At 73.3% G+C, this 23,202-nt stretch carries 28 protein-coding genes; 11 read left to right on the top strand and 17 right to left on the bottom strand.

The features are described 5' to 3' along the window. Positions 1–8: 8 nt before the first annotated feature. The 3 genes from ACYVID_RS13230 to hflX form a co-directional block, all read right to left on the bottom strand. Positions 9–1,925 carry an ATP-dependent DNA helicase gene (locus tag ACYVID_RS13230; RefSeq protein ID WP_460737787.1) on the bottom strand — a complete coding sequence of 639 codons (1,917 nt, stop codon included), beginning with the start codon at positions 1,923–1,925 and terminating at the stop codon, positions 9–11. A gap of 131 nt (positions 1,926–2,056) precedes the next feature. Further along, a complete protein-coding gene (locus ACYVID_RS13225) occupies positions 2,057–2,845 on the bottom strand; it encodes an SGNH/GDSL hydrolase family protein (protein WP_460737756.1) in 789 nt (262 codons plus the stop codon). Positions 2,846–2,993: 148 nt separating this feature from the next. Further along, a complete protein-coding gene (gene hflX, locus ACYVID_RS13220; RefSeq protein WP_460737755.1) occupies positions 2,994–4,514 on the bottom strand; it encodes a GTPase HflX in 1,521 nt (506 codons plus the stop codon). Positions 4,515–4,679: 165 nt separating this feature from the next. Here hflX and ACYVID_RS13215 point away from each other — a divergent pair, with 165 nt between their 5' ends. Beyond that, on the top strand, positions 4,680–5,276 hold the full coding sequence (locus tag ACYVID_RS13215; RefSeq protein ID WP_460737753.1) for a nucleoside/nucleotide kinase family protein: 597 nt from the start codon (positions 4,680–4,682) through the stop codon (positions 5,274–5,276). A 101-nt stretch (positions 5,277–5,377) separates the two neighbouring features. On the opposite strand, the gene ACYVID_RS13210 is transcribed toward ACYVID_RS13215, so the two are convergent. The 7 genes from ACYVID_RS13210 to miaA form a co-directional block, all read right to left on the bottom strand. Next, positions 5,378–6,010, bottom strand: a complete 633-nt coding sequence (locus ACYVID_RS13210) for an alpha/beta hydrolase (RefSeq protein WP_460737751.1) — start codon at positions 6,008–6,010, stop codon at positions 5,378–5,380. A gap of 56 nt (positions 6,011–6,066) precedes the next feature. Continuing rightward, entirely contained in the window at positions 6,067–6,699 is a 633-nt protein-coding gene (locus tag ACYVID_RS13205) for a class I SAM-dependent methyltransferase (RefSeq protein WP_460737749.1), read from the bottom strand. An 83-nt stretch (positions 6,700–6,782) separates the two neighbouring features. After that, positions 6,783–7,559 (bottom strand): SDR family NAD(P)-dependent oxidoreductase, encoded by a 777-nt coding sequence (locus tag ACYVID_RS13200; RefSeq protein ID WP_460737747.1) that lies wholly within the window; start codon positions 7,557–7,559, stop codon positions 6,783–6,785. 208 nt (positions 7,560–7,767) lie between these two features. Next, positions 7,768–8,598, bottom strand: coding sequence for a diaminopimelate epimerase (dapF, locus tag ACYVID_RS13195; protein WP_460737745.1), 831 nt, complete (start codon positions 8,596–8,598; stop codon positions 7,768–7,770). Between the two features lie 12 nt (positions 8,599–8,610). Next, entirely contained in the window at positions 8,611–9,249 is a 639-nt protein-coding gene (locus tag ACYVID_RS13190) for an MSMEG_1061 family FMN-dependent PPOX-type flavoprotein (RefSeq protein WP_460737743.1), read from the bottom strand. 64 nt (positions 9,250–9,313) lie between these two features. Continuing rightward, a complete protein-coding gene (locus ACYVID_RS13185) occupies positions 9,314–9,907 on the bottom strand; it encodes a dihydrofolate reductase family protein (protein WP_460737741.1) in 594 nt (197 codons plus the stop codon). Beyond that, positions 9,904–10,827: a tRNA (adenosine(37)-N6)-dimethylallyltransferase MiaA gene (gene miaA, locus ACYVID_RS13180; RefSeq protein WP_460737740.1), complete on the bottom strand. Its 924-nt coding sequence runs from the start codon at positions 10,825–10,827 to the stop codon at positions 9,904–9,906. Before miaA ends, ACYVID_RS13185 begins: the two co-directional genes overlap by 4 nt. A gap of 46 nt (positions 10,828–10,873) precedes the next feature. Between miaA and ACYVID_RS13175 the strand changes: the two genes are divergently transcribed. Genes ACYVID_RS13175 through ACYVID_RS13155 form a run of 5 tightly spaced genes read left to right on the top strand, consistent with a single transcriptional unit; the run spans position 10,874 to position 12,428 of the window. Next, complete coding sequence (locus ACYVID_RS13175; protein ID WP_460737738.1) at positions 10,874–11,122, top strand: antitoxin; 249 nt, start codon at positions 10,874–10,876, stop codon at positions 11,120–11,122. After that, entirely contained in the window at positions 11,119–11,286 is a 168-nt protein-coding gene (locus ACYVID_RS13170) for a hypothetical protein (protein ID WP_460737736.1), read from the top strand. The genes ACYVID_RS13175 and ACYVID_RS13170 overlap by 4 nt, the downstream gene beginning before the upstream one ends. Then, positions 11,283–11,840, top strand: a complete 558-nt coding sequence (locus tag ACYVID_RS13165; RefSeq protein WP_460737734.1) for an NUDIX domain-containing protein — start codon at positions 11,283–11,285, stop codon at positions 11,838–11,840. The genes ACYVID_RS13170 and ACYVID_RS13165 overlap by 4 nt, the downstream gene beginning before the upstream one ends. Continuing rightward, positions 11,809–12,096: a hypothetical protein gene (locus ACYVID_RS13160; RefSeq protein WP_460737732.1), complete on the top strand. Its 288-nt coding sequence runs from the start codon at positions 11,809–11,811 to the stop codon at positions 12,094–12,096. Before ACYVID_RS13165 ends, ACYVID_RS13160 begins: the two co-directional genes overlap by 32 nt. Further along, positions 12,093–12,428: a hypothetical protein gene (locus ACYVID_RS13155; RefSeq protein WP_460737730.1), complete on the top strand. Its 336-nt coding sequence runs from the start codon at positions 12,093–12,095 to the stop codon at positions 12,426–12,428. The genes ACYVID_RS13160 and ACYVID_RS13155 overlap by 4 nt, the downstream gene beginning before the upstream one ends. A gap of 240 nt (positions 12,429–12,668) precedes the next feature. On the opposite strand, the gene ACYVID_RS13150 is transcribed toward ACYVID_RS13155, so the two are convergent. Together ACYVID_RS13150 and miaB are read right to left on the bottom strand one after the other, a co-directional pair. After that, positions 12,669–13,394: a Type 1 glutamine amidotransferase-like domain-containing protein gene (locus ACYVID_RS13150; RefSeq protein WP_460737728.1), complete on the bottom strand. Its 726-nt coding sequence runs from the start codon at positions 13,392–13,394 to the stop codon at positions 12,669–12,671. A gap of 27 nt (positions 13,395–13,421) precedes the next feature. After that, positions 13,422–14,879, bottom strand: a complete 1,458-nt coding sequence (miaB, locus tag ACYVID_RS13145; RefSeq protein WP_460737726.1) for a tRNA (N6-isopentenyl adenosine(37)-C2)-methylthiotransferase MiaB — start codon at positions 14,877–14,879, stop codon at positions 13,422–13,424. Positions 14,880–14,947: 68 nt separating this feature from the next. On the opposite strand from miaB, the gene ACYVID_RS13140 reads away from it, so the two are divergent. The 5 genes from ACYVID_RS13140 (at position 14,948) to ACYVID_RS13120 (ending at position 20,019) form a co-directional block, all read left to right on the top strand. Further along, a complete protein-coding gene (locus ACYVID_RS13140) occupies positions 14,948–16,525 on the top strand; it encodes a CehA/McbA family metallohydrolase (RefSeq protein WP_460737724.1) in 1,578 nt (525 codons plus the stop codon). A 71-nt stretch (positions 16,526–16,596) separates the two neighbouring features. Continuing rightward, the gene (locus ACYVID_RS13135; protein WP_460737722.1) at positions 16,597–17,370 is read left to right on the top strand and encodes an amino acid ABC transporter ATP-binding protein; all 774 of its coding nucleotides are present in this window, start codon (positions 16,597–16,599) and stop codon (positions 17,368–17,370) included. A gap of 91 nt (positions 17,371–17,461) precedes the next feature. After that, positions 17,462–18,349 (top strand): glutamate ABC transporter substrate-binding protein, encoded by an 888-nt coding sequence (locus ACYVID_RS13130; RefSeq protein ID WP_460737720.1) that lies wholly within the window; start codon positions 17,462–17,464, stop codon positions 18,347–18,349. Between the two features lie 120 nt (positions 18,350–18,469). After that, complete coding sequence (locus ACYVID_RS13125) at positions 18,470–19,156, top strand: amino acid ABC transporter permease (protein WP_460737718.1); 687 nt, start codon at positions 18,470–18,472, stop codon at positions 19,154–19,156. After that, positions 19,153–20,019 carry an amino acid ABC transporter permease gene (locus ACYVID_RS13120; RefSeq protein WP_460737716.1) on the top strand — a complete coding sequence of 289 codons (867 nt, stop codon included), beginning with the start codon at positions 19,153–19,155 and terminating at the stop codon, positions 20,017–20,019. The genes ACYVID_RS13125 and ACYVID_RS13120 overlap by 4 nt, the downstream gene beginning before the upstream one ends. Before the next feature lie 3 nt (positions 20,020–20,022). Here ACYVID_RS13120 and ACYVID_RS13115 read toward each other — a convergent pair whose 3' ends face one another. The 5 genes from ACYVID_RS13115 to ACYVID_RS13095 form a co-directional block, all read right to left on the bottom strand. Next, on the bottom strand, positions 20,023–20,514 hold the full coding sequence (locus ACYVID_RS13115; protein WP_460737714.1) for a hotdog fold domain-containing protein: 492 nt from the start codon (positions 20,512–20,514) through the stop codon (positions 20,023–20,025). A 50-nt stretch (positions 20,515–20,564) separates the two neighbouring features. After that, positions 20,565–20,798 carry a metal-sensitive transcriptional regulator gene (locus ACYVID_RS13110; protein WP_460737712.1) on the bottom strand — a complete coding sequence of 78 codons (234 nt, stop codon included), beginning with the start codon at positions 20,796–20,798 and terminating at the stop codon, positions 20,565–20,567. A gap of 182 nt (positions 20,799–20,980) precedes the next feature. Next, entirely contained in the window at positions 20,981–21,364 is a 384-nt protein-coding gene (locus ACYVID_RS13105) for a VOC family protein (RefSeq protein ID WP_460737710.1), read from the bottom strand. Further along, positions 21,364–22,188 carry a methyltransferase domain-containing protein gene (locus ACYVID_RS13100; protein ID WP_460737708.1) on the bottom strand — a complete coding sequence of 275 codons (825 nt, stop codon included), beginning with the start codon at positions 22,186–22,188 and terminating at the stop codon, positions 21,364–21,366. Before ACYVID_RS13100 ends, ACYVID_RS13105 begins: the two co-directional genes overlap by 1 nt. Before the next feature lie 61 nt (positions 22,189–22,249). Next, the gene (locus tag ACYVID_RS13095) at positions 22,250–23,158 is read right to left on the bottom strand and encodes an alpha/beta fold hydrolase (RefSeq protein WP_460737706.1); all 909 of its coding nucleotides are present in this window, start codon (positions 23,156–23,158) and stop codon (positions 22,250–22,252) included. Between the last annotated feature and the right edge of the window lie 44 nt (positions 23,159–23,202).

Genomic DNA, 23,202 nt, shown 5'->3' with positions numbered 1-23,202 from the left:
CAGGCCGATCAGCCGGCGGAGGCGGCGAGCCGGGTGAGCGCCTGCCGCACGACGGCGGGGTCGGTGGTGGTCCACATGGGCGGCAGGCTGGCCTTGAGGAACGAGCCGTAGCGGGCGGTGGCCAGCCGCGGGTCGAGCACGGCCACGACGCCACGGTCGGAGGTGGTGCGGATCAGCCGCCCGGCGCCCTGGGCCATGAGCAGGGCCGCGTGGGTGGCGGCGACCTGCATGAAGCCGTTGCCGCCGGCCTTGTCGGCGGCCCGCTGCCGCGCGGACATCAGCGGGTCGTCGGGCCGCGGGAACGGGATGCGGTCGATGAGCACGAGCTGGCAGGTGTCGCCGGGGACGTCGAGGCCCTGCCACAGCGAGAGCGTGCCGAACAGGACCGTGTGGTGGTCCTCGACGAACTGCTTGGCCAGCTCCGGCAGTTGGGCGTCGCCCTGGGCCAGCGTGGTCAGGTGCGGCAGCCGCGCGCGGACGGCCTCGGCGGCGGCCTCGGCGGCTCGGCGCGACGAGAACAGCCCCAGCGTGCGGCCGTCGGCGGCGTCGACCAGCTCGGCGATCTCGTCGAGCTGGGCCTGGCCCAGGCCGTCGCGGCCCGGGGACGGCAGGTGCTTGGCGACGTAGAGGATGCCTTGGCGCCCGTAGTCGAACGGCGAGCCGACGTCCACGCCGCGCCACGGCAGCACCCCGTCGTCGGTGCGCGGCTCGACCGGCGCGTCCTCGGACGTGACCCGCTCCGAGGGCTTGAGCCCCACCGAGGCCGCGACCGACCCGAAGTCGCCGCCGAGCATGAGGGTCGCCGAGGTCATGACCACGGTCTTGTCCGAGAGCAGCTTGGAGCGCATCTGCCCCCACACCTGCAACGGCGCGACGCAGAGCCGCGGCGCCATCCGCTCGGTGCCCTCCGAGAGCCACAGCACGTCGGACTCCAGGTCGGCGGCCATCCGCTCGGCGACGGCGAAGACGTCCTGCACCGAGCCCTTGGCCTGCTGGCGACCGGGGTCGGCGTCGCCCTCGCCCGGCTTCTCCCGGGGGAAGCCGGAGAGGCAGGCGCGGGCCGCGTCGCGCACCAGCTGCAGCGCGTCGCCGAGCTCCTCGGTGAGGACGTCGATCCGTCCCGGTGCCGTGCCGGAGAGCGCGTCGCGCAGGGTCTCCCCGGCGTCGGCCAGGTCGTCGGCGGGGTTCGAGGCGCCCTCGGCCTGCACGTGCTTGCGGGCCCGGCGCGCGGCGCGCTCGACGTCGGGCGCGGTCAGCTCGTCGGTCGCAGCCTGGGTCACCCGGGCGACCAGCTCGTGCGCCTCGTCGATCACGACGGCGTCGTACTCCGGGATCATCGGCACGCCCTCGATGGCGTCGATGGCCAGCAGCGAGTGGTTGGTGATGACCAGGTGGGAGCGGTGCGCCTTCTCCCGGGCCAGCTCGGCGAAGCACTCCTGACCGAAGGGGCAGCGCGCGGCGGAGAGGCAGTCGCGATGGCCCACGGAGACCTGGCGCCACTCGCGGTCGGTGTGCCGCGGGGCGTTGTCGCGCTCGCCGGAGCCACCCTGCTCGGCCTCCTCCTCCGCCCACGCCCGCAGCTCGAGGACCTTCTGGCCCATCGACCCCTCGGGCATCTGCACGAGCGCGCCCTGGTCGTCGGGGACGCCCTCGCGGATGCGGTGGAGGCAGGCGTAGTTGGAGCGTCCCTTCAGCACGGCGTACGACGTGTCGACCCCCGGGCTGCCCTTGACGGCCTCCATGAGTCGCGGCACGTCACGCTCCACGAGCTGGTGCTGCAGCGCGAGCGTGGCCGTGGCGACCACGACCCGCTTGTCGTGCAGCAGCGAGGGCACGAGGTAGGCCAGCGACTTGCCGGTGCCGGTGCCGGCCTGCACGAGCAGGTGCTGCTCCTCGGCGAGGGCCCGCCCGACCTCCGCGGCCATCTGCACCTGGCCCTCGCGGGTGGCGCCACCCAGCGCCTGGACGGCCGTGGCCAGCAGCTCACCCACGCTGGTCCTCGGCTCCGTCACGACGAGCACCCTAGCCGCGGCCGGGGACGCTCCCGGCCTCGGCGTCAGCTGCCTGTGGACAGCCGCGCTGCCACCGCATCGCCGAACGTCGCGTGCCCGGCCGGGGTCAGGTGCAGCAGGTCCGGCAGGTAGTCCAGCCGCAGGTCGCTGACCGCGAGGAACCGCACGTCCCGCTCCGCACAGAGCCGCTCCAGCAGCCCCTCCACCCTGGCGACGTACACCGCCCGGGCGGGCGCGGCCGCGGGGCCGACGACGGTCACGGGGTGCTCGGCGGTGGCGGCCAGGACGCGGTCGAGGCCGGCGGTGATCTCCGCGTCGGTGCTGTCCCAGTCGTTGAGTCCGCCTGCGACCACGACCGGGGTGCCGGGCGGGACGCTGCGCACCGCGGCAGCGGCCCGGGCGCCGAACGAGACCCTCGGCCCGCACCCGGACGCGCCGGAGCCGAAGCCGGACCCGGAGAAGCCGGCGACGTGCACCCGGCCGGGGAGCCGCGAGGGCCACGAGCGGGCGGGGTCGTCGAGGCCGAGGCCGGCGGTCCAGGAGTCGCCGACCACCAGCACGTCCGCCCCGGAGCCGGTCACGGCCTCGGCGCGGGCCAGCGAGTCCGCGGCGTACTGGTCGCAGCGGGCCGGCTTGGTGCCGGTGGCGCGCTCGACGGTCACCACGCCGACGAGGCCGACGAGGACCACGGCGCAGAGCAGCGCCAGGGCGCGGCGTCGCGGTCTCGACCCCTGCTCGTCGCCGGCGGTGCTCGCGGGAGAGACCCCGGCGACGGCGCGCGGGGGCGCGGCGCTCACCGCCCGACCAGCCGGGGCGGTCCCCCGGTGGACCATGCGCCCATCCTGGGGCCTGCCGGCCCTGCGCGCAGGGGAACGGGGCGGACGGTGACGACATCGTCACCGGCACGTGACCGCCGGCCTGCGACCCAGGGTCGCCAGCGGGCCTACAGGGCCTACAGGGCCTACAGGGCCTGCAGCAGCCTCAGGAGCTGGCCGCGACGGCGTACGCCGCGAGGTCACCCGCGAGCGACTCCGACGCCCGGCCCTTCACCAGCGTGCCGTCGGCGGTGTGCTCGAGCGACTCGATCTCCCCGGCCCGGTGGATCCGGTCGACCAGGTCGCCGCGGCTGTAGGGCAGCAGCACCTCGAACTCGACGGCCGGCCGCGGCAGCTCGGCCTCGACCCGGGCCAGCGCCTCGGCGATGCCCTGGCCGGTCTTGGCGGAGACGACCACCGAGTGCGGCTCGCGCGCCTGGAGGCGGGCGATGACCATCGGGTCGGCCGCGTCGGCCTTGTTGATGACGATGAGCTCGGGCACGTCGAGGGCGTCGATGTCGGCGAGCACCTCGCGCACCGCGGCGATCTGCCCCTCGGGGTCCGGGTGGGAGCCGTCGACGACGTGCAGCAGCAGGTCGGCGTCGGCGACCTCCTCCAGCGTCGAGCGGAACGCCTCGACCAGCTGGTGCGGCAGGTGCCGGACGAACCCGACGGTGTCGCTCATCGTGTAGACCCGGCCGTCGGCGGTCGTCGTCCTGCGGGTGGTCGGGTCGAGGGTCGCGAACAGCGCGTCCTCGACGAGCACCCCGGCGCTGGTCAACCGGTTCAGCAGCGAGGACTTGCCGGCGTTGGTGTAGCCGGCGATCGCGACACTCGGCACCTGGCCGGCCTGGCGCTGGGAGCGCTTGGCGTCGCGGGTGACCTTCATCTGCTTCAGCTCGCGGCGCAGCTTGGCGATCCGGTCGTTGATCCGACGGCGGTCGGTCTCGATCTTGGTCTCACCGGGGCCACGGCCACCGATGCCGTCACCGCCGGCGGCGCGGCCACCGGCTTGGCGCGAGAGGTTTCCACCCCAGCCGCGCAGGCGCTGCTTCATGTACTGCAGCTGCGCCAGCTCGACCTGCGCCTGGCCCTCCTTGGACTTCGCGTGCTGGGCGAAGATGTCGAGGATCAGCGCGGTCCGGTCGACGACCTTGACCTTGAGCCGGTCCTCGAGGTTGCGCAGCTGGCTGGGCGCCAGCTCGCCGTCGCAGATCACGGTGTCCGCGCCGGTGGCGCGCACGATCTCACCGATCGCCTCGACCTTCCCGCGACCGACGTACGTCGCCGGGTCGGGGCTCTGCCGCCGCTGGTAGATCGCCTCGAGCACCTCCGAGCCGGCCGTCTCGGCCAGCAGCGCGAGCTCGGCCATGGAGTTCTCGGCGTCCTGGGTGGTGCCCTCGGTCCAGACCCCGACGAGGACGACCCGCTCCAGGCGGAGCTGGCGGTACTCGACCTCGGTGATGTCCTCGAGCTCGGTGCGCAGGCTCGCCACCCGGCGCAGCTGGTGGCGCTCGGCGAGCTCCATGGCCCCGACGGTGGGGACCTCCTCGGGGTCCGGCTCGTCGTCGGCGTACCCCGACTCGAAGCCGTCCTCCTCGAGGTCGGCGTCGTCCTCCCAGGCGTCGGTCTCCTCGAGCTCGTCGGCGAGGGAGAAGTCGGGGGTGGTCTCACGTGCGTTCGTCATATGCCTCCAGCGTAGGTCGGTTCCAACGCCGCGGCGAACACGTTTACTCCCGGGCCCACCCGCCACGGTGGTCCGCGGACACCGGCGGCAGGCGCCCGCCGGGCGACCGGCAGGAGCAGGGTGCGTCGCCGGCCGGCATCGCCGCTGCTCTGGCAACCTGGCGGGGTGCGTCCTCCCGCCCTCGACGACCTGCGCCCGCTCGTCCCGGGTCGGGTGCTCGGTGTGACCGGGGCGCCGGGAGCCGGGAAGTCGACGTTCGCGACCCGGTTGGCCGCGGAGTGGGGCGCGGTGGTGGTGCCGATGGACGGGTTCCACTGCGCCGACGTCGAGCTGCGGCGTCGCGGGCTGCTGGACCGCAAGGGGGTCCCGGACAGCTTCGACGCCGAGGGGCTGGCCGCCCTGCTGCGCCGGGTGCGCGGGCGCGAGGAGCTGGTGCTGGCGCCGATGTTCGAGCGGGACCTCGAGCAGCCGCTGGCCGGCGCGCTGCCCGTGCCGGGTGACGCCGAGCTGGTCGTGGTCGAGGGCAGCTACCTGCTGCTCGACCAGCCCCGCTGGGCTGCCGTGCGGGCGCTGCTCGACGGCGTCTGGCACCTCCGCCTGCCGCAGGACGTACGCCGTCGGCGGCTGCTCGCGCGGCACGTGGAGTTCGGCAAGGACCCGGCCGCCGCCGAGGCCTGGGTGTCCCGGGTCGACGACCCGAACGCGGCGCTGGTCGAGGCGGCCGCCGTCCGCGCGGACCTCGTGCTCGACCTGTCGGGCTGAGCCCCCCACGCTCCGCTGCCGCCCACGGACGTCATGCGGACGGGACGTCCATCCCTGCGCGACGTATGACGTCCCCGCCCGCCTCGCGGGAGGCGCCCGGCTCAGCGCCGGCCGGCCCGCTGGAGCAGCGTCTCGGCCGTGAAGGCCGCAGCCCGCCCGTCGAAGGCACGGGCCTGGCGCAGCATCGCGTGCTTGCCGCCCTCGACCCGCTCGAGCGCGATGTCGGTGCCGGCGCGCCGCAGTCGCTCGACCACCCGCTCGGCCCGCCCGATCGGCGCGATCCGGTCCGCGGTGCCGTGCACGACCAGGACGCGGCGACCCGGCAGCGGCACCCCGTCGTCGGGGTACACCCAGGGGTTCAGCGCCACCACCGACCGCACCGGGTCCAGCGCACCCGCCAGCAGCGCGGCCCGGCCGCCGAGGGAGTGCCCCACCAGGCCGACCGGCAGGTCGCCGTACCGCTCCTGCACCTGGCCCAGCGCCCACCGCACGTCGTCGACGGGAGTGGTGTGGGTGTCCCAGCCGCGGCGGGTGTTGAGCAGCCGCAGCACCGCGAGGCGGCGGCCACCGGCGCGGGCGAGGGCCTTGGCGGTCGGGACCATCCGCAGCACCGAGAGCTGGGTGGGGCTGACCCCGGGCATGTCGGGGCGGTCGGCTCCGCCGTGCAGCACCAGCGCCACTGCCTCGGGGGCGCGCGGGGTCGCGGTGTCGATCAGTCGGGGTGCGAGGTCCACGCGACCATGGTGCCCGGGTCGCGGGAGACGACCCCCGCCCTCCCGGGTGCCGGGTGCTACGCGGTGCGGCGGGCCAGGAGCGTGGCGTCCTCGATCTCCATCTCACGCCCGTCGCGCGTGACGGTGCGGGGTCGCTCCTCGGCGACGAGCACCTCGAAGCCCCCGAGCTCCTCCAGCACCGGGACGAGGTCGGCGCTGTGCCACATGGCGCGCAGCCGCTTCCCGTCGTGGTGGTGGAAGGTCGCCGACGGCGCGTGACCGACCACGAGCAGGTGGCCGCCGGGTGCGACGGCGGGCGCGAGGCGACGGACGACGTCGGTGATGCTGCCCTCGGGCGGGTGCAGGAAGTGGGTCGTGACCAGGTCGAAGGTGCGCCCGCCCGCCTCGAAGGTGCGGGCGTCGACCTGCCACCAGTCGCAGCGCTCGGCGACCCCGGCCTCGGCGGCGTGGGCGGCCGCCCGCTCCAGGCCCTTGGCCGAGAAGTCGGCTCCGGTGGGGGTCCAGCCCTGGCGGGCCAGCCAGATGACGTCGCCACCCTCCCCGCAGCCGAGGTCCAGCGCCGTACCCGGCTCCAGGCGACCCGCCTCCGCGACCAGCTGCGGGTTGGCGTTGCCGCTCCACATCTTCTGCTCGGAGGAGTAGCGCTCGTCCCAGCTGCTCGGCTCGAAGAAGTCCTCGTCGTCGCTCACGGTGCCGAGCCTAGACGCGACCGTGCCCCCCAGCGCGCTGGTGCGAGCGCAGTGGGGGGCACGGTCGGGTGCTGCGGGTCAGCTCACTTGGGAGGCATCCGGATGCCGCCGTCGACGCGGATGACCTCGGCGTTCATGTAGGAGTTGGTGATGGTCTCCACGACCATGCTCGCCAGCTCCTCGGGCCGGCCCAGGCGCTTGGGGAACAGCACGTTCTGGCCGAGGTTGGCCTTGAACGCCTCCGACGCCTCGCCCTCGCCGTAGATCGGGGTGTCGATCAGACCGGGGGCGATGGTGTTGAGGCGGATGCCGGCGGCCGAGAGGTCGCGCGCCACCGGCAGGGTCATGCCGACGACGCCGCCCTTGGAGGAGGAGTACGCCGCCTGGCCGATCTGGCCGTCGAAGGCCGCCACGGAGGTCAGGTTGGCGATCGCTCCTCGGCAGCCGTCCTCGTCGGGCTCGTTGCGGCTCATGGCGGTCGCGGCGAGGCGGACCATGTCGAAGGTGCCGATCAGGTTGATCGCGATGACCTTCTTGTAGGCCTCGAGGTCGTGCGCGGAGTTGTACTCCCCGTCGCGGCCGATGGTGCGCTGGGCCCAGCCGATGCCGGCGGAGTTGACGACCGCGCGGAGCGGCGCGATGGCCACGGCGGCGTCGACGGCGGCCTTGACCTGGTCGGTGTTGGTGACGTCGACCTGCGCGAAGACGCCCTTCACCTCCTCGGCCAGGGCCTCGCCCTTGTCGGCCTGGAGGTCGGCGATGACGACGGTGGCACCCTTGGCGGCGAGCTGGCGGACCGCGGCCGCGCCGATGCCCGAGGCGCCGCCGGTGACGATGGCGGTGGATCCGGTGATGTCCATGGTCCGGAACCTAGCGCCCGGGGTGACACGCGTCACCGGGTGGTCGGGCGTCGGACGGGGGGTGAGCCTCTGGCCTGGGTCACGGAGGTTCAGCGGGGCGCTGTCAGCTTCAGCGGGGCGCCGCTGAAACTCACGCCGCCCCCACGCAGGTGCATCGGGGCGCCGTCAGGTTCAGCGGGGCGCCGCTGAAACTCACAGCGGTGACCACCTAAAGGGCTGTCTCACCCCGGGCGACGATGACCGCCGGCCCGGCCATGAGCACCCGGCCGGCCTCGGTCCACTCGATGACGAGCGTCCCGCCGGGCAGGTCCACGGTGTAGGTCGAGCCGCGGCCGTCCCCGGCCGCCCCCGCCCCGTCGCGTACGGCGGCAGCGACCGCCACGGCGCAGGCGCCGGTGCCGCAGGAGCGGGTCTCCCCCGAGCCGCGCTCGTGGACGCGCATCGCGACGTGGCCCGGGCCGACCGGGACGACCAGCTCGACGTTGACCCCGTGCGGGTAGACCGTCTCGTCGAAGACCGGGCTGGTCGCGAGCGTGCCCACCGGACCCGCAGGGTCGAGGGACTCCACGAACGCCACCGCGTGCGGGTTGCCCATGTCGACGTGCGTGGCCGCCCAGGACGAGGCACCGATCGACACCGAGGTCTCACCGAGCAGCCGCGGCTCCCCCATGTCGACCGTGATCTGCCCCGAGGCGTCGAAGGTGATCGTCTTGACCCCGTCGCGGGTCTGCACGGGCAGCGGCTGGTCGGCGGCGACCAGGCCCTCCTCGAGCAGGTGTCGTGCGAAGACCCGGATGCCGTTGCCGCACATCTCCGAGACCGAGCCGTCGGCGTTCCAGTAGTCCATGAACCACAGGGCGCCGTCGCGCACCACCCGCAGCACCCCGTCGCCGCCGATCCCGGCGCGCCGGTCGCACAGCGCACGCACCCGAGCCGACCACTCCTCGGCGGACAGGGACCCGTGGACAGAGCCGTCGTGGTCGGGCAGCAGGACGAAGTCGTTCTCGGTGCCGTGGCCCTTGAGGAAGGGGTAGGTCATCAGCAGTGCCCCTCAGTAGAGACCGTCGGCGTAGGACGGTCCGTAGTACCGGTCGAGCTCCTCGACGGTGCCCGCGCCCTCGACCGTCGAGGCGATCACCGCGCGGCGCGGCACGACCCCGGTCGGGTCCCAGGTCTCGGGGTCCCACAGCCCCGAGCGCAGGAACGCCTTCGAGCAGTGGAAGAACACCTCCTCGACGTCGACGACCACCGCCAGCAGCGGCCGCCCACCCCGCACGACCATCTCGTCGAAGAACGGCGCGTCCCGCACCAGCCGGGCGCGCCCGTTGACCCGCAGCGTGTCGCCGCGGCCGGGGATGAGGAAGTGCAGGCCGACGTGGGGGTTGGCCAGGATGTTGCGGTACCCGTCGGCTCGTCGGTTGCCCGGCCGCTCGGCCAGCGCGATCGTCACGTCGTCGACCACGTGGACCAGCTGCCCGGACGGGTCGCCCTTGGGCGAGGCGTCGCAGCGACCGTGCTCGTCCGCGGTGGCTATGACGCAGTACGGCGAGGCCGCCAGCCACGCCCGGTCGACCTCCAGCAGCCGGTCACGGCCCTTGTCCCGCGCGCGCTGGTTCGGCTCGCCGAGCAGGTCGACCAGCTCCTCGACTGAGTCGATGGTCGGCCACTCGACGGCGGGGGGTGCGCTCACCCGCACACGGTACGACGCCGGGCGCACCGTCCGAGCCCGCTGTCGCGGGCATCACGCCCGCTGGTCACCCGACGCGGTCGGGCGCGGGCCGCGGCCCGACGACGTCGTACGTCGCGCAGAGGAACGCCCCGTTGCGACCGGTCTCCACCAACCGCAGGTCGAACGGGCGCGGGAAGAGCGGCCGGCCCGACCCCAATGTCACCGGGGCGATCGAGAGCAGCAGCCGGTCGAGCCGCCCCGCCTCGGCGAACGCGGCAGCGAGGCCGCCGCCACCCACGACCCACACGTCGCGATCGCCGGCCGCCGCGGCCATCTGCTGCCAGACCGGCTCCACGTCGCCCTGGACGAAGCGCAGGTCGGCCCCCTCGGCCCGGGTCAGGTCGCGGTGGGTGAAGACCCAGCAGGGCACGGAGTAGGGCCAGCCGCCATCGCCGGACTCACCACCCGGCTCGCCGGAGCCGCCCTCGGCGAGGTGGCGCGCCAGCCACTCGTAGGTCGTCGCGCCCATGCAGACCGCCCCGACACCGGCGATGAAGTCCGCGTAGTCCAGTGCCCCGCCCTCCTCCTGCTCCTGGACGAAGAGCCAGTCCAGCGAGTCGTGGTCGTCGGCGAGGAAGCCGTCGAGGGTGGTGGCGGTGTAGAAGAGCGTCCGGGTCACGCGTCCATGACAGCAGCGACCGCCGACAGCGCCCGCGCGAGGCGGTCGGGGTCGTCGAAGCGGACCCAGGTGATCCGCGGGTCCTTGCGGAACCACGCGTCCTGGCGCCGGGCGAAGCGACGGGTCGCGATGACGGTCCGCTCGCGGGCCTCGTCCAGGGACAACTCGCCGGCCAGGTGCGCCATGACCTCGGGGTAGCCGATGGCCCGGGAGGCGGTGCGCCCCTCGGCGAGGCCGTGCCCGAGCAGCGCCTCGACCTCGGCCACGAGTCCCGTCTCGAACATCTCGGAGACCCGCTGCTCGATCCGGGCGTCCAGGGTCGGGCGGTCGATGTCGACCCCGACCTGCACGCTGCGCGGGTCGACGTAGGTCAGCGTCGGGAGCGTCGCACTGAAGGGTCGCCCGGTGATCTCGACGACCTCGAGCGCCCGGACGACCCGACGCCCGTTCTCGACCAGGATGTTCGCCGCAGCCTCCGGGTCGACCTCGGCCAGGCGGTGGTGCAGCACGGCGCTGCCCACGTCGGCCAGCTCCGCCTCGAGCCGCGCGCGGACCTCGGGGTCGGTGCCGGGGAAGGCGAACTCGTCCAGGACCGCACGCGTGTAGAGCGCCGACCCGCCCACGAGCACAGGCGTGCGGCCGCGGCCGCGGACCTCCGCGATGACCGCCCGCGCCTGCCCCTGGAACTCCGCCACCGACGCCGGCTCGGTCACCTCCAGGACGTCGAGGAGGTGGTGCGGGATCCCGCGCCGCTCGGCGACGGGCAGCTTCGCCGTACCGATGTCCATGCCGCGGTAGAGCTGCATGGCGTCGGTGTTGACGACCTCGCCGCCCAAGGCCTCGGCCAGGTCGAGGGAGAGCCCGCTCTTGCCGGCGGCGGTCGCACCCACGACCGCGACGACCGGAGGGGGGAGGCTCACCCGGTTAGTGTGGCAACGTCCCAGTCCGCACCTGCGAGGAGGTCCGATGAGCTTTCTGGACAAGGCGAAGAAGCAGCTGACCGAGGCCGTCGACAAGCACGGCGACAAGATCGCCAAGGGGCTCGACAAGGCCGCGTCCGAGGCGGACAAGCGCACCAAGGGCAAGCACAGCGACAAGATCGCCAAGGGTGTGACCGCCGCGAAGTCCGGCCTGGAGAAGCTCGACGGGAAGAAGGACGACCTGCCGCCCGAGAACCCGCCGCGGACCTACCCCCGTACGGACGACACACCGTGACCGCACCGATCCCGGAGGAGCGCGAGGAGCCCACGCTCCCCACCGAGGGCACGCCCCCGGGCGAGCACGAGGGCGAGCTGCCCGACGGCTCCGAGCCCGGCGCCGGGGAGAAGGCCGAGCAGGAGCACAACGCGGGCACCACCGAGGACGAGCCCAGCCAGTGACCGACCCGCACACCGGCGACCCGCACGAGGGTCGCTTCGTCGTCGTGCCCGCCTCCTACGTCCTGCTCCTGCGCGAGGGGGCGAGCGGCACCGAGGTGCTGCTCCAGCTGCGCAAGGGCGTCGCCTTCATGGACGGGCACTGGGCCTCCGGCGCGGCCGGACACGTGGAGCGCGGCGAGACGGCGTACGACGCCGCGCACCGCGAGGCCCGCGAGGAGCTCGGCGTGGGCGGGCTCGAGCTGGAGCACCTCACCACGATGCAGCGCACGGCGAACGACCTGCCGATCGACGAGCGGGTCGACTTCTTCTTCACCAGCCGCACCTGGACCGGGGAGCCCCGGGTGACCGAGCCGACCAAGTCGGGTGGGCTGCGGTGGGTGGCGCTCGACGAGCTCGACTCCCTCCCGGGTCCGGTCGTGCCGCACGAGCGGGTGGTTCTGGACGGGCTGCGAGCGGGAACCATCGGTGCCTACTCGACCTTCGGGTTCGCCGGCGGAGGGGCCGGCGGGAAGGGAGCCACCCGTGAGCACACCAGAGAGCACGACCCAGCCTGAGGCGGCCGGGGCCGAGGACGACCTCGGCCCCATGCCGGAGCCCGAGGCCGAGGCCCCACAGCTGCACGCGGGCGGCGTCGACGCCGTCCTGGACCGGATCACCGAGCCGCTCGTGCCGGACGTCTCCGCCGACGCCAACCCCGCCACCGAGGGTGCGCCCGCGGAGACCCGCGAGGGCGAGGACACCAGCACCAAGGCCACGCGCAACGAGGAGGACGCCGGCGACGGCAACCACCCCCAGGAGTCACCCGCATGAGCCGCACCCACCCGTCCCCCGAGCCTGCCGGCGACGACCAGCGCGGAACCGTCGACCCCGCGACCGGCCGCGAGCCCGACGACGTGCGCAACAGCAACGACGAGCTCGCGGGTGGCATGGGCGTCAGCAGCGAGCGCGAGGGGCCGACCGGGCCGGGCCAGCACGGCACCGACGGGGTCCGCTACACCGGTCCCACCGAGCCGGCCGGCGACGTACCTCCCGAGCAGTCCGCCGGCGGGGTCGAGGAGAACCCGGACGGCCTGCCACCGAAGGCCGGCTACCCCCGGCTCGACCCGCGCTCGGAGGACCAGCCCTACGACACCGGCCGCTGACCCCGGGCGTTGCTGCCGAGGCCCGGGTCGAGGTGTGACTCGAGGCCTGGGTCGAGGTGTGGGTCGAGGTGTGACCCGAGGCCTGGGTCGAGGCCTGAGGACGCGTTCCTCCGCGTCCGTGGGCCTCGACCCGCACCTCGACCCGCACCTCGACTGCAGCGTGGCCGGTGGGCCGCGTCGACCGGGGCCGTTGCGACGGCGCAAGCGCGAGCCGTCGGACCGGCGGGCTGCGGCCGAGCGTCAGAGGCGGGTGACGTCCAGCTCGGTCTCGACGGCCCGGACGTCGTCGCGCTCGACGAGGTAGGCGCCGGCTCCGTCGCGCTCGGCGTAGGCCTGCACCATCTCGGTGCCGCGGTAGAGCAGCCCGGCGCCGTCGTCGGTGGCGTAGCCGGTCGGCAGCGTGCCGTCGGCGACGAGGGACTGGAAGAGCGGGCGGCGCTGCTCCTCGGAGTCGTAGTGCACGCCGTTGCTCCACGGCAGCAGCCCCAGGCCGTTGGTGATGGGCCGCAGCTCGGGGCCGAAGGAGTCGGTGGTGCCGCCGACGTGCCAGCAGATCGACCCGGCCGAGACACCCGTCAGCACGACCCCGGCCTCCCACGCCGTGCGCATCGCCTCGTCGACACCGTGCAGCCGCCACATCGCCAGCAGTCCCGCGACCGAGCCGCCCCACACCCACACGACGTCCTGCTCGAGCAGGTGGGCGGTGATGTCCTCGACGTTGGGCATCGTGAACAGCTGGAGGTGGCTGCCGTGGAAGCCGCGGGCCTGGGCGGCGTCGTAGAAGTCGCGCACGAGGGCGGGCGAGTCACCGCAGGCGGTGCCCAGGAAGCACACCTTCGGCGCCCGGCCGGAGACCCCGGAGAGGTCGACGGCCAGGTCGGTCAGAGGTCCGACGCCCCATCGGATGCGATCGGCGGCGACGGCGCCACCGGAGGTGGCCAGGATCGTGGGCTGGTCGGCAGGCACCCGCCGGACTATAGGTAAAGAGATGCCCTAGCGGCAGGCGGGGGCGTCGGGGAGCGGCGCGGGCACGCCGACGGTCGGCATGCCGAGTCCCACACCCGCAGACGCGGGCGCGGCCGCCCGGGCCTCCCAGGCGTCCCCCGAGCGGGTACGACGCACCGACAGCACCCGGTCGGCGACGAGGTGGTGGGGCGCGGCGTACGTGACCTCGACCGTGACCATGTCGCCCGGCCGCACCGGCTCCTCGGGCGCCGCGAAGTGCACGAGCCGGTTGTCCGGGGCCCTCCCGGAGAGCCGCTGGGTCTCGGAGTCCTTGCGGCCCTCGCCCTCGGCGACCATGAGCTCGACGGTGCGCCCGACGACCGCCTTGTTCTCCTCCCAGGCGATCTCGTTGACGAGGTCGACGAGCCGGCCGTACCGATCCTTGACCACGTCGGCGGGTACCTGGTCGGGCAGGTCGGCGGCGGGGGTGCCGGGGCGCTTGGAGTACTGGAAGGTGAAGGCGCTGGCGAAGCGCGACTCCCGCACGACCCGCATCGTCTCGAGGAAGTCCTCCTCGGTCTCGCCGGGGAAGCCGACGATGATGTCGGTGGTGATGGCGGCGTGCGGGATCCGCTCGCGCACCCGCTCGAGGATGCCGAGGTACTTCGCCGAGCGGTAGGAGCGGCGCATCTCCCTCAGCAGCCGGTCCGAGCCGGACTGCAGCGGCATGTGCAGGCTGGGCATGACGTTGGGGGTCTCGGCCATCGCGTCGATGACGTCGTCGGTGAACTCCGCCGGGTGCGGGCTGGTGAAGCGCACCCGCTCGAGGCCCTCGATCTCGCCGCACGCGCGCAGCAGCTTGGAGAAGGCCTGCCGGTCGCCGAACTCCACGCCGTAGGCGTTGACGTTCTGCCCGAGCAGGGTGACCTCCGAGACGCCCTCGGCCACGAGGGCCTCGACCTCGGCCAGGATGTCGCCGGGTCGCCGGTCCTTCTCCTTGCCGCGCAGCGCCGGGACGATGCAGAAGGTGCAGGTGTTGTTGCAACCCACCGACACAGACACCCAGGCGGCGTACGCGCTCTCCCTCTTGGTGGGCAGCGTCGAGGGGAAGACGTCGAGGCTCTCCAGGATCTCGACCTGGGCCTCCTGCTGCACCCGCGCGCGCTCCAGCAGCACCGGCAGGGAGCCGATGTTGTGGGTGCCGAAGACGACGTCGACGTACGGCGCCTTGCGGGTGATCGTGTCGCGGTCCTTCTGCGCCAGGCAGCCGCCGACGGCGATCTGCATCCCGGGGTGCTCGGCCTTGACGGGCGCGAGGTGGCCGAGGTTGCCGTAGAGCTTGTTGTCGGCGTTCTCGCGCACCGCGCAGGTGTTGAAGACGACCACGTCGGGCCGCTCGCCGGTGGCGGCACGCGCGTAGCCCGCGTCCTCGAGCAGTCCGCTGAGCCGCTCGGAGTCGTGGACGTTCATCTGGCACCCGTAGGTGCGGACCTCGTAGGTGCGCATGACAGTCGTCAAGCGTACGGCGGGGGCCCGGGCCGTCCCGAATCGTGCCGTCCCTCGTTGGACCGGGCATGTGCACCTGTGCGCACCACTCCCGGGCGACCCGACGCACGCTGCTCGCCGGCACGTCGGGCCTGGTCACGACCGCGGCCGTGGCCCGCTTCGAGCCCGCCGCCGCGGGCGAGAGCCGCACGCAGACCTTCACCGGCTCCTTCAGCGGCGTCAACACGCCGGACTGGCACTACCTGCCGGTCGAGGTGCCGCGCGGCGTGCGCGAGATCGAGGTGTCCTACGCCTACGAGAAGACCGACACCGGCCTCGGCTTCAGCGCCAACGTCATCGACATCGGGATCTTCGACCCGAGCGGGTCCGACCTGGGTGACGCGGCCGGCTTCCGCGGCTGGTCCGGTGGCGCGCGCGACTCCTTCCGGATCAGCGCTGCGCGGGCGACGCCGGGCTACCTGGCCGGGCCGATCACGCCGGGCACCTGGCACGTCGCGCTGGGACCCTTCGCGGTCGTGCCGCCGGGGGTGGACTACGAGGTGCGCGTGACGCTGCACTTCGGCCGCGAGCGCCGCCGGTTCCGACCCCAGCCCGCACCGCGACGGGTCCCCGGCACGGGCCCGGGGTGGTACCGCGGCGACTGCCACCTGCACACCGTCCACTCCGACGGGCGGCACACGCAGGCCTCGCTCGCCGCGCTCGCCCGCGAAGCGGGCCTGGACTTCATCGGCTCGACCGAGCACAACACCTCCTCCGCCCAGCTGACCTGGGGGCGGCACGCCCCGGACGACCTCCTCGTCGTCAACGGCGAGGAGGTCACGACCCGCGCCGGCCACTGGCTCGCCCTGGGCCTGCCCGCCGGCACCTGGGTCGACTGGCGGTTCCGGCCCGACGACGACGCACTCGCCACCTTCACCGAGCGGGTCCGCGGGGTCGGCGGCCTCGCGGTCACCGCGCACCCGTTCGCGCCCGAGCCGGGGTCGACGTGGGGCTTCGACCCGACGTACGCCGCCATGGACCTCGTCGAGATGTGGAACGGCCCCTGGACCCTCGACGACCAGGTCGCCGTCGAGGCCTGGCACACGCTGCTCGTCGCCGGCACCTACGTGCCGGTCATGGGCAACAGCGACTCCCACACCGAGGACCAGGTCGTGGGCCTCCCCCAGACCGTCGTGCGTGCCGGCACCCTCTCGACGCCCGCGATCGTGCGCGGGCTGCGCGCCGGGCACGCATGGATCGCCGAGTCCAGTGCCGTCGACCTCGACCTCACCGCCTCGCTCGCGGACCGCACGGCCACCTGCGGGGAGGCGCTGGGCGCCGCGGCCACGGACCTCGTCGACGTACGCCTCACCGTCGGCGGGGCGCCCGGTTGCCTGGCCCAGCTGCGCGGTCCGCTGACCGTGCTCGGCGGCGCGGTCACCGACGCCGAGGGCGCCGCGGAGGTCGTCGTCAGCGTGCCCGCCGGGCTCGCGTCCTTCGTCCGCGCCGAGGTACGCCGCCTCGACGGCGCCCCGGTGCTGAACCCGCTGCAAGGCGTGCCGGGGCTGGCGATGGTCGCGATGACCAACCCGGTGTTCCTCGGCGACCGGCCCGCGCGGCCGGCGGCCGCCCGAGGGGCCGACACCGGGCCGGCGACGGGATCGTGACCTGATCGGAACCCGCTGCGCGGACCCGAGCCGTGGCACGGGTCACTCCGGTGTGGCTAGGGTGCTGGTCCATGACGCAGATCGACTCGGGGGTCAACGCGGCCGCCGGCGCCCCCCTGGTGGTGCTCGACCACGTCGACAAGTGGTTCGGCGACCTGCACGTCCTCCAGGACATCAACCTTTCCATCGCCCGCGGCGAGGTCGTCGTGGTCATCGGGCCGTCGGGCTCGGGCAAGTCCACGCTGTGCCGCACGATCAACCGGCTCGAGACGATCGACAAGGGCTCGATCACCCTCGACGGCGAGCCGCTGCCCGCGGAGGGCAAGGAGCTCGCGAAGCTGCGCGCCGAGGTCGGCATGGTCTTCCAGAGCTTCAACCTCTTCGCGCACAAGACCATCCTCGAGAACGTCACCCTCGGGCCGATCAAGGTGCGCAAGCAGAAGAAGGCCGACGCGGAGAAGCGCGCCCTCGAGCTGCTCGACCGCGTCGGCATCGCCCACCAGGCCCAGAAGTACCCCGCCCAGCTCTCGGGCGGCCAGCAGCAGCGGGTCGCGATCGCCCGCGCGCTGGCGATGAACCCGAAGGTCATGCTCTTCGACGAGCCCACCTCCGCGCTGGACCCCGAGATGATCAAGGAGGTCCTCGACGTCATGGTCGACCTCGCCCAGCAGGGCATGACCATGGTCGTGGTGACCCACGAGATGGGCTTCGCGCGCACCGCCGCCGACCGGGTCGTCTTCATGACAGACGGCGCCATCGTCGAGGAGAACACTCCCGAGGAGTTCTTCACCAACCCGCGCTCGGAGCGCGCCCAGGACTTCCTCGGCAAGATCCTCAAGCACTGACGCGGCAACCGCGCCACGCCAGCCCGCCCGTCCACTCCCACGCAGTCCCCCACCTCGACACCTGTCGACTCGGAAGAAGGAGAAGAGAAGGATGCGATTGAACAAGCTCGGGGCCGCCGCGGCTGCCCTCGTCCTGGCCGGGTCGCTGGCCGCCTGCGGTGACGCCGGTACTGAGGCCGGCGACAGCCCTGAGGTCGACGTCGCCGAGAACGCAGCCGAGGAGTTCGAGGAGGGCACGCGGATGCGCGAGCTCGCCGAGGCCGGCGAGATCACGATCGGCGTGAAGTACGACCAGCCCGGGCTCGGGTTCAAGGACGCCTCGTCGGACATCCCCACCGGTTTCGACGTCGAGATCGCCAAGATCCTCGCCGCCGACCTCGGCATCGCACCCGAGGACGTGGTGTGGGAGGAGACCATCTCCGACAACCGCGAGCCCTACCTCCAGCAGGGTCGCGTCGACCTGGTCCTCGCGACGTACTCCATCACCGACGAGCGCCGCCAGGTCGTCGGCCAGGCCGGTCCCTACTTCCTGACGGGCCAGCAGGTGCTGGTCCCCGCCGACTCCGACGTCGAGTCGATCGAGGACCTCGAGGGCGAGGAGGTCTGCTCGGTGAGCGGCTCCACCTCCCTCTCCAACGTCGAGGCGGCCGGTGCGATCGGTGTCCCGGCCGACACCTACAGCCAGTGCGCCGAGGACGTCGTCAACGGCACCGTCGGCGCGATGTCGACCGACGGCGCGATCCTGCTCGGGCTCGCCGCGCAGTACGACGGCGAGCTGAAGGTCGTGGGCGAGGAGTTCTCCGAGGAGCGGATCGGCGTGGGCTACTCGCAGGAGTACCCCGAGATGTGCGAGTGGATCAACGAGACCCTCACCGAGGCCTTCGAGGACGGTTCGTGGGAGGCGGCCTTCGAGGCGACCCTCGGAGGCGAGGACGTGGAGACCCCGGAGCCCCCCGCCCTCGACGAGTGCCAGGCCTGATCCTGCAGTGACCCGCCGGTAGAGGCGGTGCGCCGACCCCGCTAGGTCGGCGCACCGCCCCTCGGCTCCGAGCAGGCCCGGCACGGCGGCCGACGACGACAACGACGACAGGGAGGTTGAGTGGACGCGGTCCTCGAGAACAGCGACGCGGTGGTCAAGGCCTTCGGCTACACCGGCCTGCTCTTCGTGATCTCGGGCCTGGCCTCCCTGCTGGTCGGCACCGTCCTCGCGGCGTTGCGGGTCGGTCCGGTAGCGGTGCTGCGACGCGCGGTGGCCGTCTACGTGACGCTGATTCGCAACACGCCGCTGCTGGTCGTGCTGCTCTTCTTCCGCATCGCGGGGCCGAAGGTGGGCCTGCGCTTCGACTTCATCGACGTCCAGGTCGCCGGCTTCAACCTCAACAACATCTTCACGGCGTGCGTCGTGGGCCTGACCGTCTACACCTCGACGTTCGTCTGCGAGGCGTTGCGGTCGGGCGTCAACGCCGTCCCCCTGGGACAGGCCGAGGCTGCCCGCGCCATCGGGCTCACCTTCGGCGGCGCAATGCGCGAGGTCATCCTCCCGCAGGCCTTCCGCGCCTCGCTGCCGCCACTGACCAGTGTCCAGATCGCGCTGTTGAAGAACACCACCGTGGCCGGCGCGGTCGGTGTCTTCGAGGCCTTCGCGCGCATGCGGAGCCTCACCAACGACTACACCACCCAGACCGTCATGATCTTCGTCGTCTTCGCCATCATCTTCGTCGTGCTGGTCGAGCTGATCTCGGCACTGTCCTACGCGATCGAGCGACGCTGGAAGGTGGCCCGATGAGCGGGTCCGTGCTGTTCGACGCCCCCGGACCGCGCACGATCGCGCGGCACCGGGCGTACACGGTCGTCTCGATCTTGGCGATCGTCGCGCTGCTGGCTCTCGCGGTCTACAAGCTGTGGGTGGAGGACCAGCTCGAGTACGACAAGTGGGAACCGTTCGTGACCCCGCGCTACCTCTCCGCCCTGCTCCTCGACGGCGTCGTGACCACGCTGTCCATGGCGGGCGCCGCGGTCCTGGGCGCCGTCGGGCTCGGCTTGGCGCTCGGTCTCGGCAAGCTGTCGGACCACCGGCCGGTGCGGTGGGTCAGCTTCGTGGTCGTGGAGTTCTTCCGGGCCGTCCCGGTGCTGCTCCTGATGATCCTGATCTTCTTCTCCTGGGGCATCACGCGCGGGGAGTCGGGTGCGTACTGGTCCGTCGTGGGCGCCCTGGCGCTCTACAACGGCGCGGTGCTGGCCGAGATCTTCCGCGCGGGCATGAACGCCGTGCCCCAGGGACAGCCGGAGGCGGCGTACGCCCTGGGCATGCGCAAGAGCCAGGTCGTGTGGATCGTCCAGCTGCCGCAGGCGATCAAGATCATGGTCCCCGCGATCATCAGCCAGTGCGTCGTGGCCCTCAAGGACACCAGTCTCGGCTACGCCGTCGCCGCGCCTGGCCTGACGCAGGTCGGCGAGGCGATCTACCAGCAGTTCCAGAACCAGGTCCCCACGATCCTGGTGATCGCGCTGCTTTACATCGCGATGAACACCGTGCTGACGGTGGTCGCGACCTGGATCCAGGCCAAGTACGTCGGGGACACCAACCCGATCGACCTCACCCGCGCCGGCAACATGGACGGCGGGCAGAACACCGGTGGGGCGGGCTGAGCCCTACCGCTTCACCTTCGGGCTGACCCAGAGGTTGATCGTGCCTTCGATGACGACCGTGCCGTCGTCGCGGGTGCCGCGGACGCGGACGGGCAGGTCGTAGCCGTCACCGAGCTCGGCGGTCCACTGCTCGGGGTCGGTCTCGGCGACGCAGGTGATGTCGCTGGTCGCCTTGGCCGTGTAGCGCACGTCCATGCCCTTCGGGATCCAGCGCCGGTCCGCCGGGATGGTGACCTCGGCGAGCGCGCCCATTGCGGCCTCCAGGCCGTTGCACAGGGCGATGGCGTGGACGGTGCCGATGTGGTTCTGGACCGCCCGGCGCTTGGGGATGAGCAGCTCGGCGTGGTCCGGCTCGAGCACGGTGAAGCGCGGGCGGATCGAGCTGAAGTACGGCGCCTTCTGGCCGAAGGCCAGGCTGAAGGCGCGCGTGCCGATGCTGCTGCCGATGACGGGGAGGCTGCTGGCGGTGCGCCACAGGGAGAGGACCTGGCTCATGCGCCGGATGCTACCCGCCGGTAACCTTCGTGCGCCAGGGCCACCGCGGTTCAGGAGAGCGAGAGAAAGTGCCGCTCGTAGGTGTCGAGGTCGGACTCGGTGATGTCCTCGCCGTTCGCGACCTGGCGTCGCAGGTCAGCAGTGATCATCGCGAACCCGGCCCGCTCCAGCGCCCGGGTCACGGCCTTGAGCTGGTTGAGGACGTCGTCGAGCTGGCGGCCCTCCTCGACCATCCGCAGCACGCCGGCCAGCTGCCCCTGCGCGCGCTTGACCCGGTTCACCACGGGTGACGGGTCGCTCGATCGGGTGAGGTCGTCCATCGTTGGGTCGGCCCTTTCTGGAGACGACCTGTGGGCCGTCGCGGCAAGCGGTCGTCGCCCCTCGGCCCCCCAAGACCGTGCCGCCGTCGCGCCGGTGGGCGCGGCGAACGGGTCGACACGTGTCAAACGCGGGAAACCCCGGGGGGTTACGTCACCGGACCGGGTGCCAGCAGCTCGACCCGGTTGCCGTGCCCGTCGCGCACGTGCCAGCGCACGTGCCCGGGGAAGGTGTCGCGCTCGGAGGGGTCGACCTCGTGGCCGAGCGCCTCGAGCCGGGTCGCCACCCGGTCCAGCTCCGCCACGTCGTCCAGCAGCACGGCGGGGTGGGCCTTGCGCGCGGGCGTGAACGGGTCCTCGACGCCCACGTGGACCTCCAGCCCACCGTCGTACGAGCGGAACCAGGCGCCGCCGCGTCCGGCCAACGGGGCCGGCTTGGGCACCTCGGCCAGCCCGAGGCCCTCGACCCAGAAGCGGCGGGCGGCGTCCTCGCCACCCGGCGGGCAGGCAAGCTGGATGTGGTGCAGCCGCATCACGCCGCTCCCCCGGCGGCAGCACCCGCGCCCGGGACCTGGGCCACCACGAACGCCCGTCTGAAGGGCATCACCACCCCCGCCGGCCCGGGCGGGTACGCCGCCCGCAACCGCGCCTTGAGCTCGGACTCGAACCCGGGGCGGAGGCCCTCGGGGAGCGCCTGGAGCGTCGGTCGCGCGCCCGTGCCGGAGATCCACGTGAAGACCGGGTCCTCGCCGACCAGGACGTGCAGGTAGGTCGTCTCCCAGGCGTCGACCGTGCAGCCGAGCGCGGCGAGCGCCTCGAGGTAGGCGCGCGCCCCCGGCGCGGCCGGCGAGGCGACACCGCGGGTGTGCTCGGCGTACGGCTCCTCGGCGGCCAGCTGCTCGCGCAGCACGTGGCTGGGCTCGTCGAAGTTCGCCGGCACCCCGATCGCGAGCCAGCCGCCCGGGGTCACGTGCTCGACGAGGGCGGGGAGCAGCGCGAGGTGGTCGGGCACCCACTGCAGCGTCGCGTTGGTGACGAGCACGTCGGCGCGCTCGTCGCCGGCGAGCCAGTCGCGCAGGTCGGCCACGTCGTAGGTGGCCCCGTCAGCACCGTCACCGCGGTCGCGCGCGGCCGCCACCATCTGCGGGCTCGAGTCGAGCCCGTGGACCGCGGCACGGGGCCAGCGCGAGGTGATCAGCGGCGTCAGGTGGCCGGGCCCGCAGCCGAGGTCGACCACGGTGCGGACCCGGTCGGCGGGGGCGGGTACCCGGGCGAGCAGCTCGCCGAACGGCCGCGACCGCTCGTCGGCGTACGCGAGGTAGCGGGTGGGGTCCCAGGTCGGTGCGTCCAGCGGCACGGCTTCCTCCAGATATCTTGACGTCAAGACATCTCGAGCATCGCCCGCATTTATCTTGACGTCAAGAGACTTCTGCGAGGAAGGTGCGCACCAGCGCGGCGACCCGGTCGGGCCGCTCGAGCTGAAGGAAGTGCCCCGCACTCGGGACCACCTCGACCCGGCTGCGCGCCGGCAGCTCGGGCAGCAGCTCGACCAGCCGGGCCGCGAAGCGGGAGTCCAGGCAGCCGTCGCGCGCACCGTGCAGGTAGAGCAGCGGCACCCGCGGCAGCTGGAGCCAGGTGTCGGCCAGGTCGGCGTACGCCGACGGCAGGGCACCCCGACGCGGCGCCGCCCGGTAGTAGTCGATCGCGGCCTTGCGGTGGGCGCGGTCGGGCAGTGCCGCGGCCAGGTGCTCGAGGTCCTCGCCGGGGTCGTAGCCCGGGGACCAGGCACGCCACAGCCGAGCCACGTGCGCGGAGAAGACCCGCTCCGGGAGCAGGGGCAGCTGGTGGAAGACGGTGTACCAGCTCAGCAGCGACTGGCGGGCCAGCAGCGGCAGGTCGCCGAGTCCGCGCGGGAAGAGCGCCGGGGCGGGCGGGACGGCCATCGCCACGGCGGCGGCGTACGGCGTGTGCTCGGCCGCGCCCGTGCCGTGGGCGACCAGTGCGCCCCAGTCGTGGCCGACGACGACTGCGCGCCCGTCGCCGCCGAGCGCCGCGTGCAGGGCCAGCGTGTCGTGGACCAGCGCCGGCACGTGGTAGCTGCCGTCGGGGGCCAGCCCGGTCGGCGCGTAGCCGCGCAGGAACGGCGCCACCACCCGCCAGCCGTCCTCGGCCAGCACCGGGCCGAGGTGGCGCCAGGTGTGCGCGGTGTCCGGGAAGCCGTGCAGCAGCACCGCCAGCGGACCGTCCTCGGGGCCCCAGGTGAGGGCCGAGACGTGCAGGCCGGAGGGCAGGTCGACGGTCAGGGTCTCGGGCTGGGTGCGGGGCACGGGGGCAGCGTAGGCGGGTCGGGCGGCCGGGAGGTTCGTCGGCG

Source organism: Nocardioides ginkgobilobae, assembly GCF_054781275.1.
This window is presented reverse-complemented; position numbering and strand designations above follow the sequence as displayed.

What these genes read in the sequence shown, in the direction of transcription:
- ACYVID_RS13230 (WP_460737787.1), bottom strand. Translation starts at nt 1,925, where the DNA reads ATGGCCGCGGAGGTCGGGCGGGCCCTCGCCGAGGAGCAGCACCTGCTC.
- ACYVID_RS13225 (WP_460737756.1), bottom strand. Translation starts at nt 2,845, where the DNA reads ATGGTCCACCGGGGGACCGCCCCGGCTGGTCGGGCGGTGAGCGCCGCG.
- hflX (WP_460737755.1), bottom strand. Translation starts at nt 4,514, where the DNA reads ATGACGAACGCACGTGAGACCACCCCCGACTTCTCCCTCGCCGACGAG.
- ACYVID_RS13200 (WP_460737747.1), bottom strand. Translation starts at nt 7,559, where the DNA reads ATGGACATCACCGGATCCACCGCCATCGTCACCGGCGGCGCCTCGGGC.
- dapF (WP_460737745.1), bottom strand. Translation starts at nt 8,598, where the DNA reads ATGACCTACCCCTTCCTCAAGGGCCACGGCACCGAGAACGACTTCGTC.
- ACYVID_RS13175 (WP_460737738.1), top strand. Translation starts at nt 10,874, where the DNA reads ATGAGCTTTCTGGACAAGGCGAAGAAGCAGCTGACCGAGGCCGTCGAC.
- ACYVID_RS13155 (WP_460737730.1), top strand. Translation starts at nt 12,093, where the DNA reads ATGAGCCGCACCCACCCGTCCCCCGAGCCTGCCGGCGACGACCAGCGC.
- miaB (WP_460737726.1), bottom strand. Translation starts at nt 14,879, where the DNA reads ATGCGCACCTACGAGGTCCGCACCTACGGGTGCCAGATGAACGTCCAC.
- ACYVID_RS13140 (WP_460737724.1), top strand. Translation starts at nt 14,948, where the DNA reads ATGTGCACCTGTGCGCACCACTCCCGGGCGACCCGACGCACGCTGCTC.
- ACYVID_RS13135 (WP_460737722.1), top strand. Translation starts at nt 16,597, where the DNA reads ATGACGCAGATCGACTCGGGGGTCAACGCGGCCGCCGGCGCCCCCCTG.
- ACYVID_RS13130 (WP_460737720.1), top strand. Translation starts at nt 17,462, where the DNA reads ATGCGATTGAACAAGCTCGGGGCCGCCGCGGCTGCCCTCGTCCTGGCC.
- ACYVID_RS13120 (WP_460737716.1), top strand. Translation starts at nt 19,153, where the DNA reads ATGAGCGGGTCCGTGCTGTTCGACGCCCCCGGACCGCGCACGATCGCG.
- ACYVID_RS13115 (WP_460737714.1), bottom strand. Translation starts at nt 20,514, where the DNA reads ATGAGCCAGGTCCTCTCCCTGTGGCGCACCGCCAGCAGCCTCCCCGTC.
- ACYVID_RS13105 (WP_460737710.1), bottom strand. Translation starts at nt 21,364, where the DNA reads ATGCGGCTGCACCACATCCAGCTTGCCTGCCCGCCGGGTGGCGAGGAC.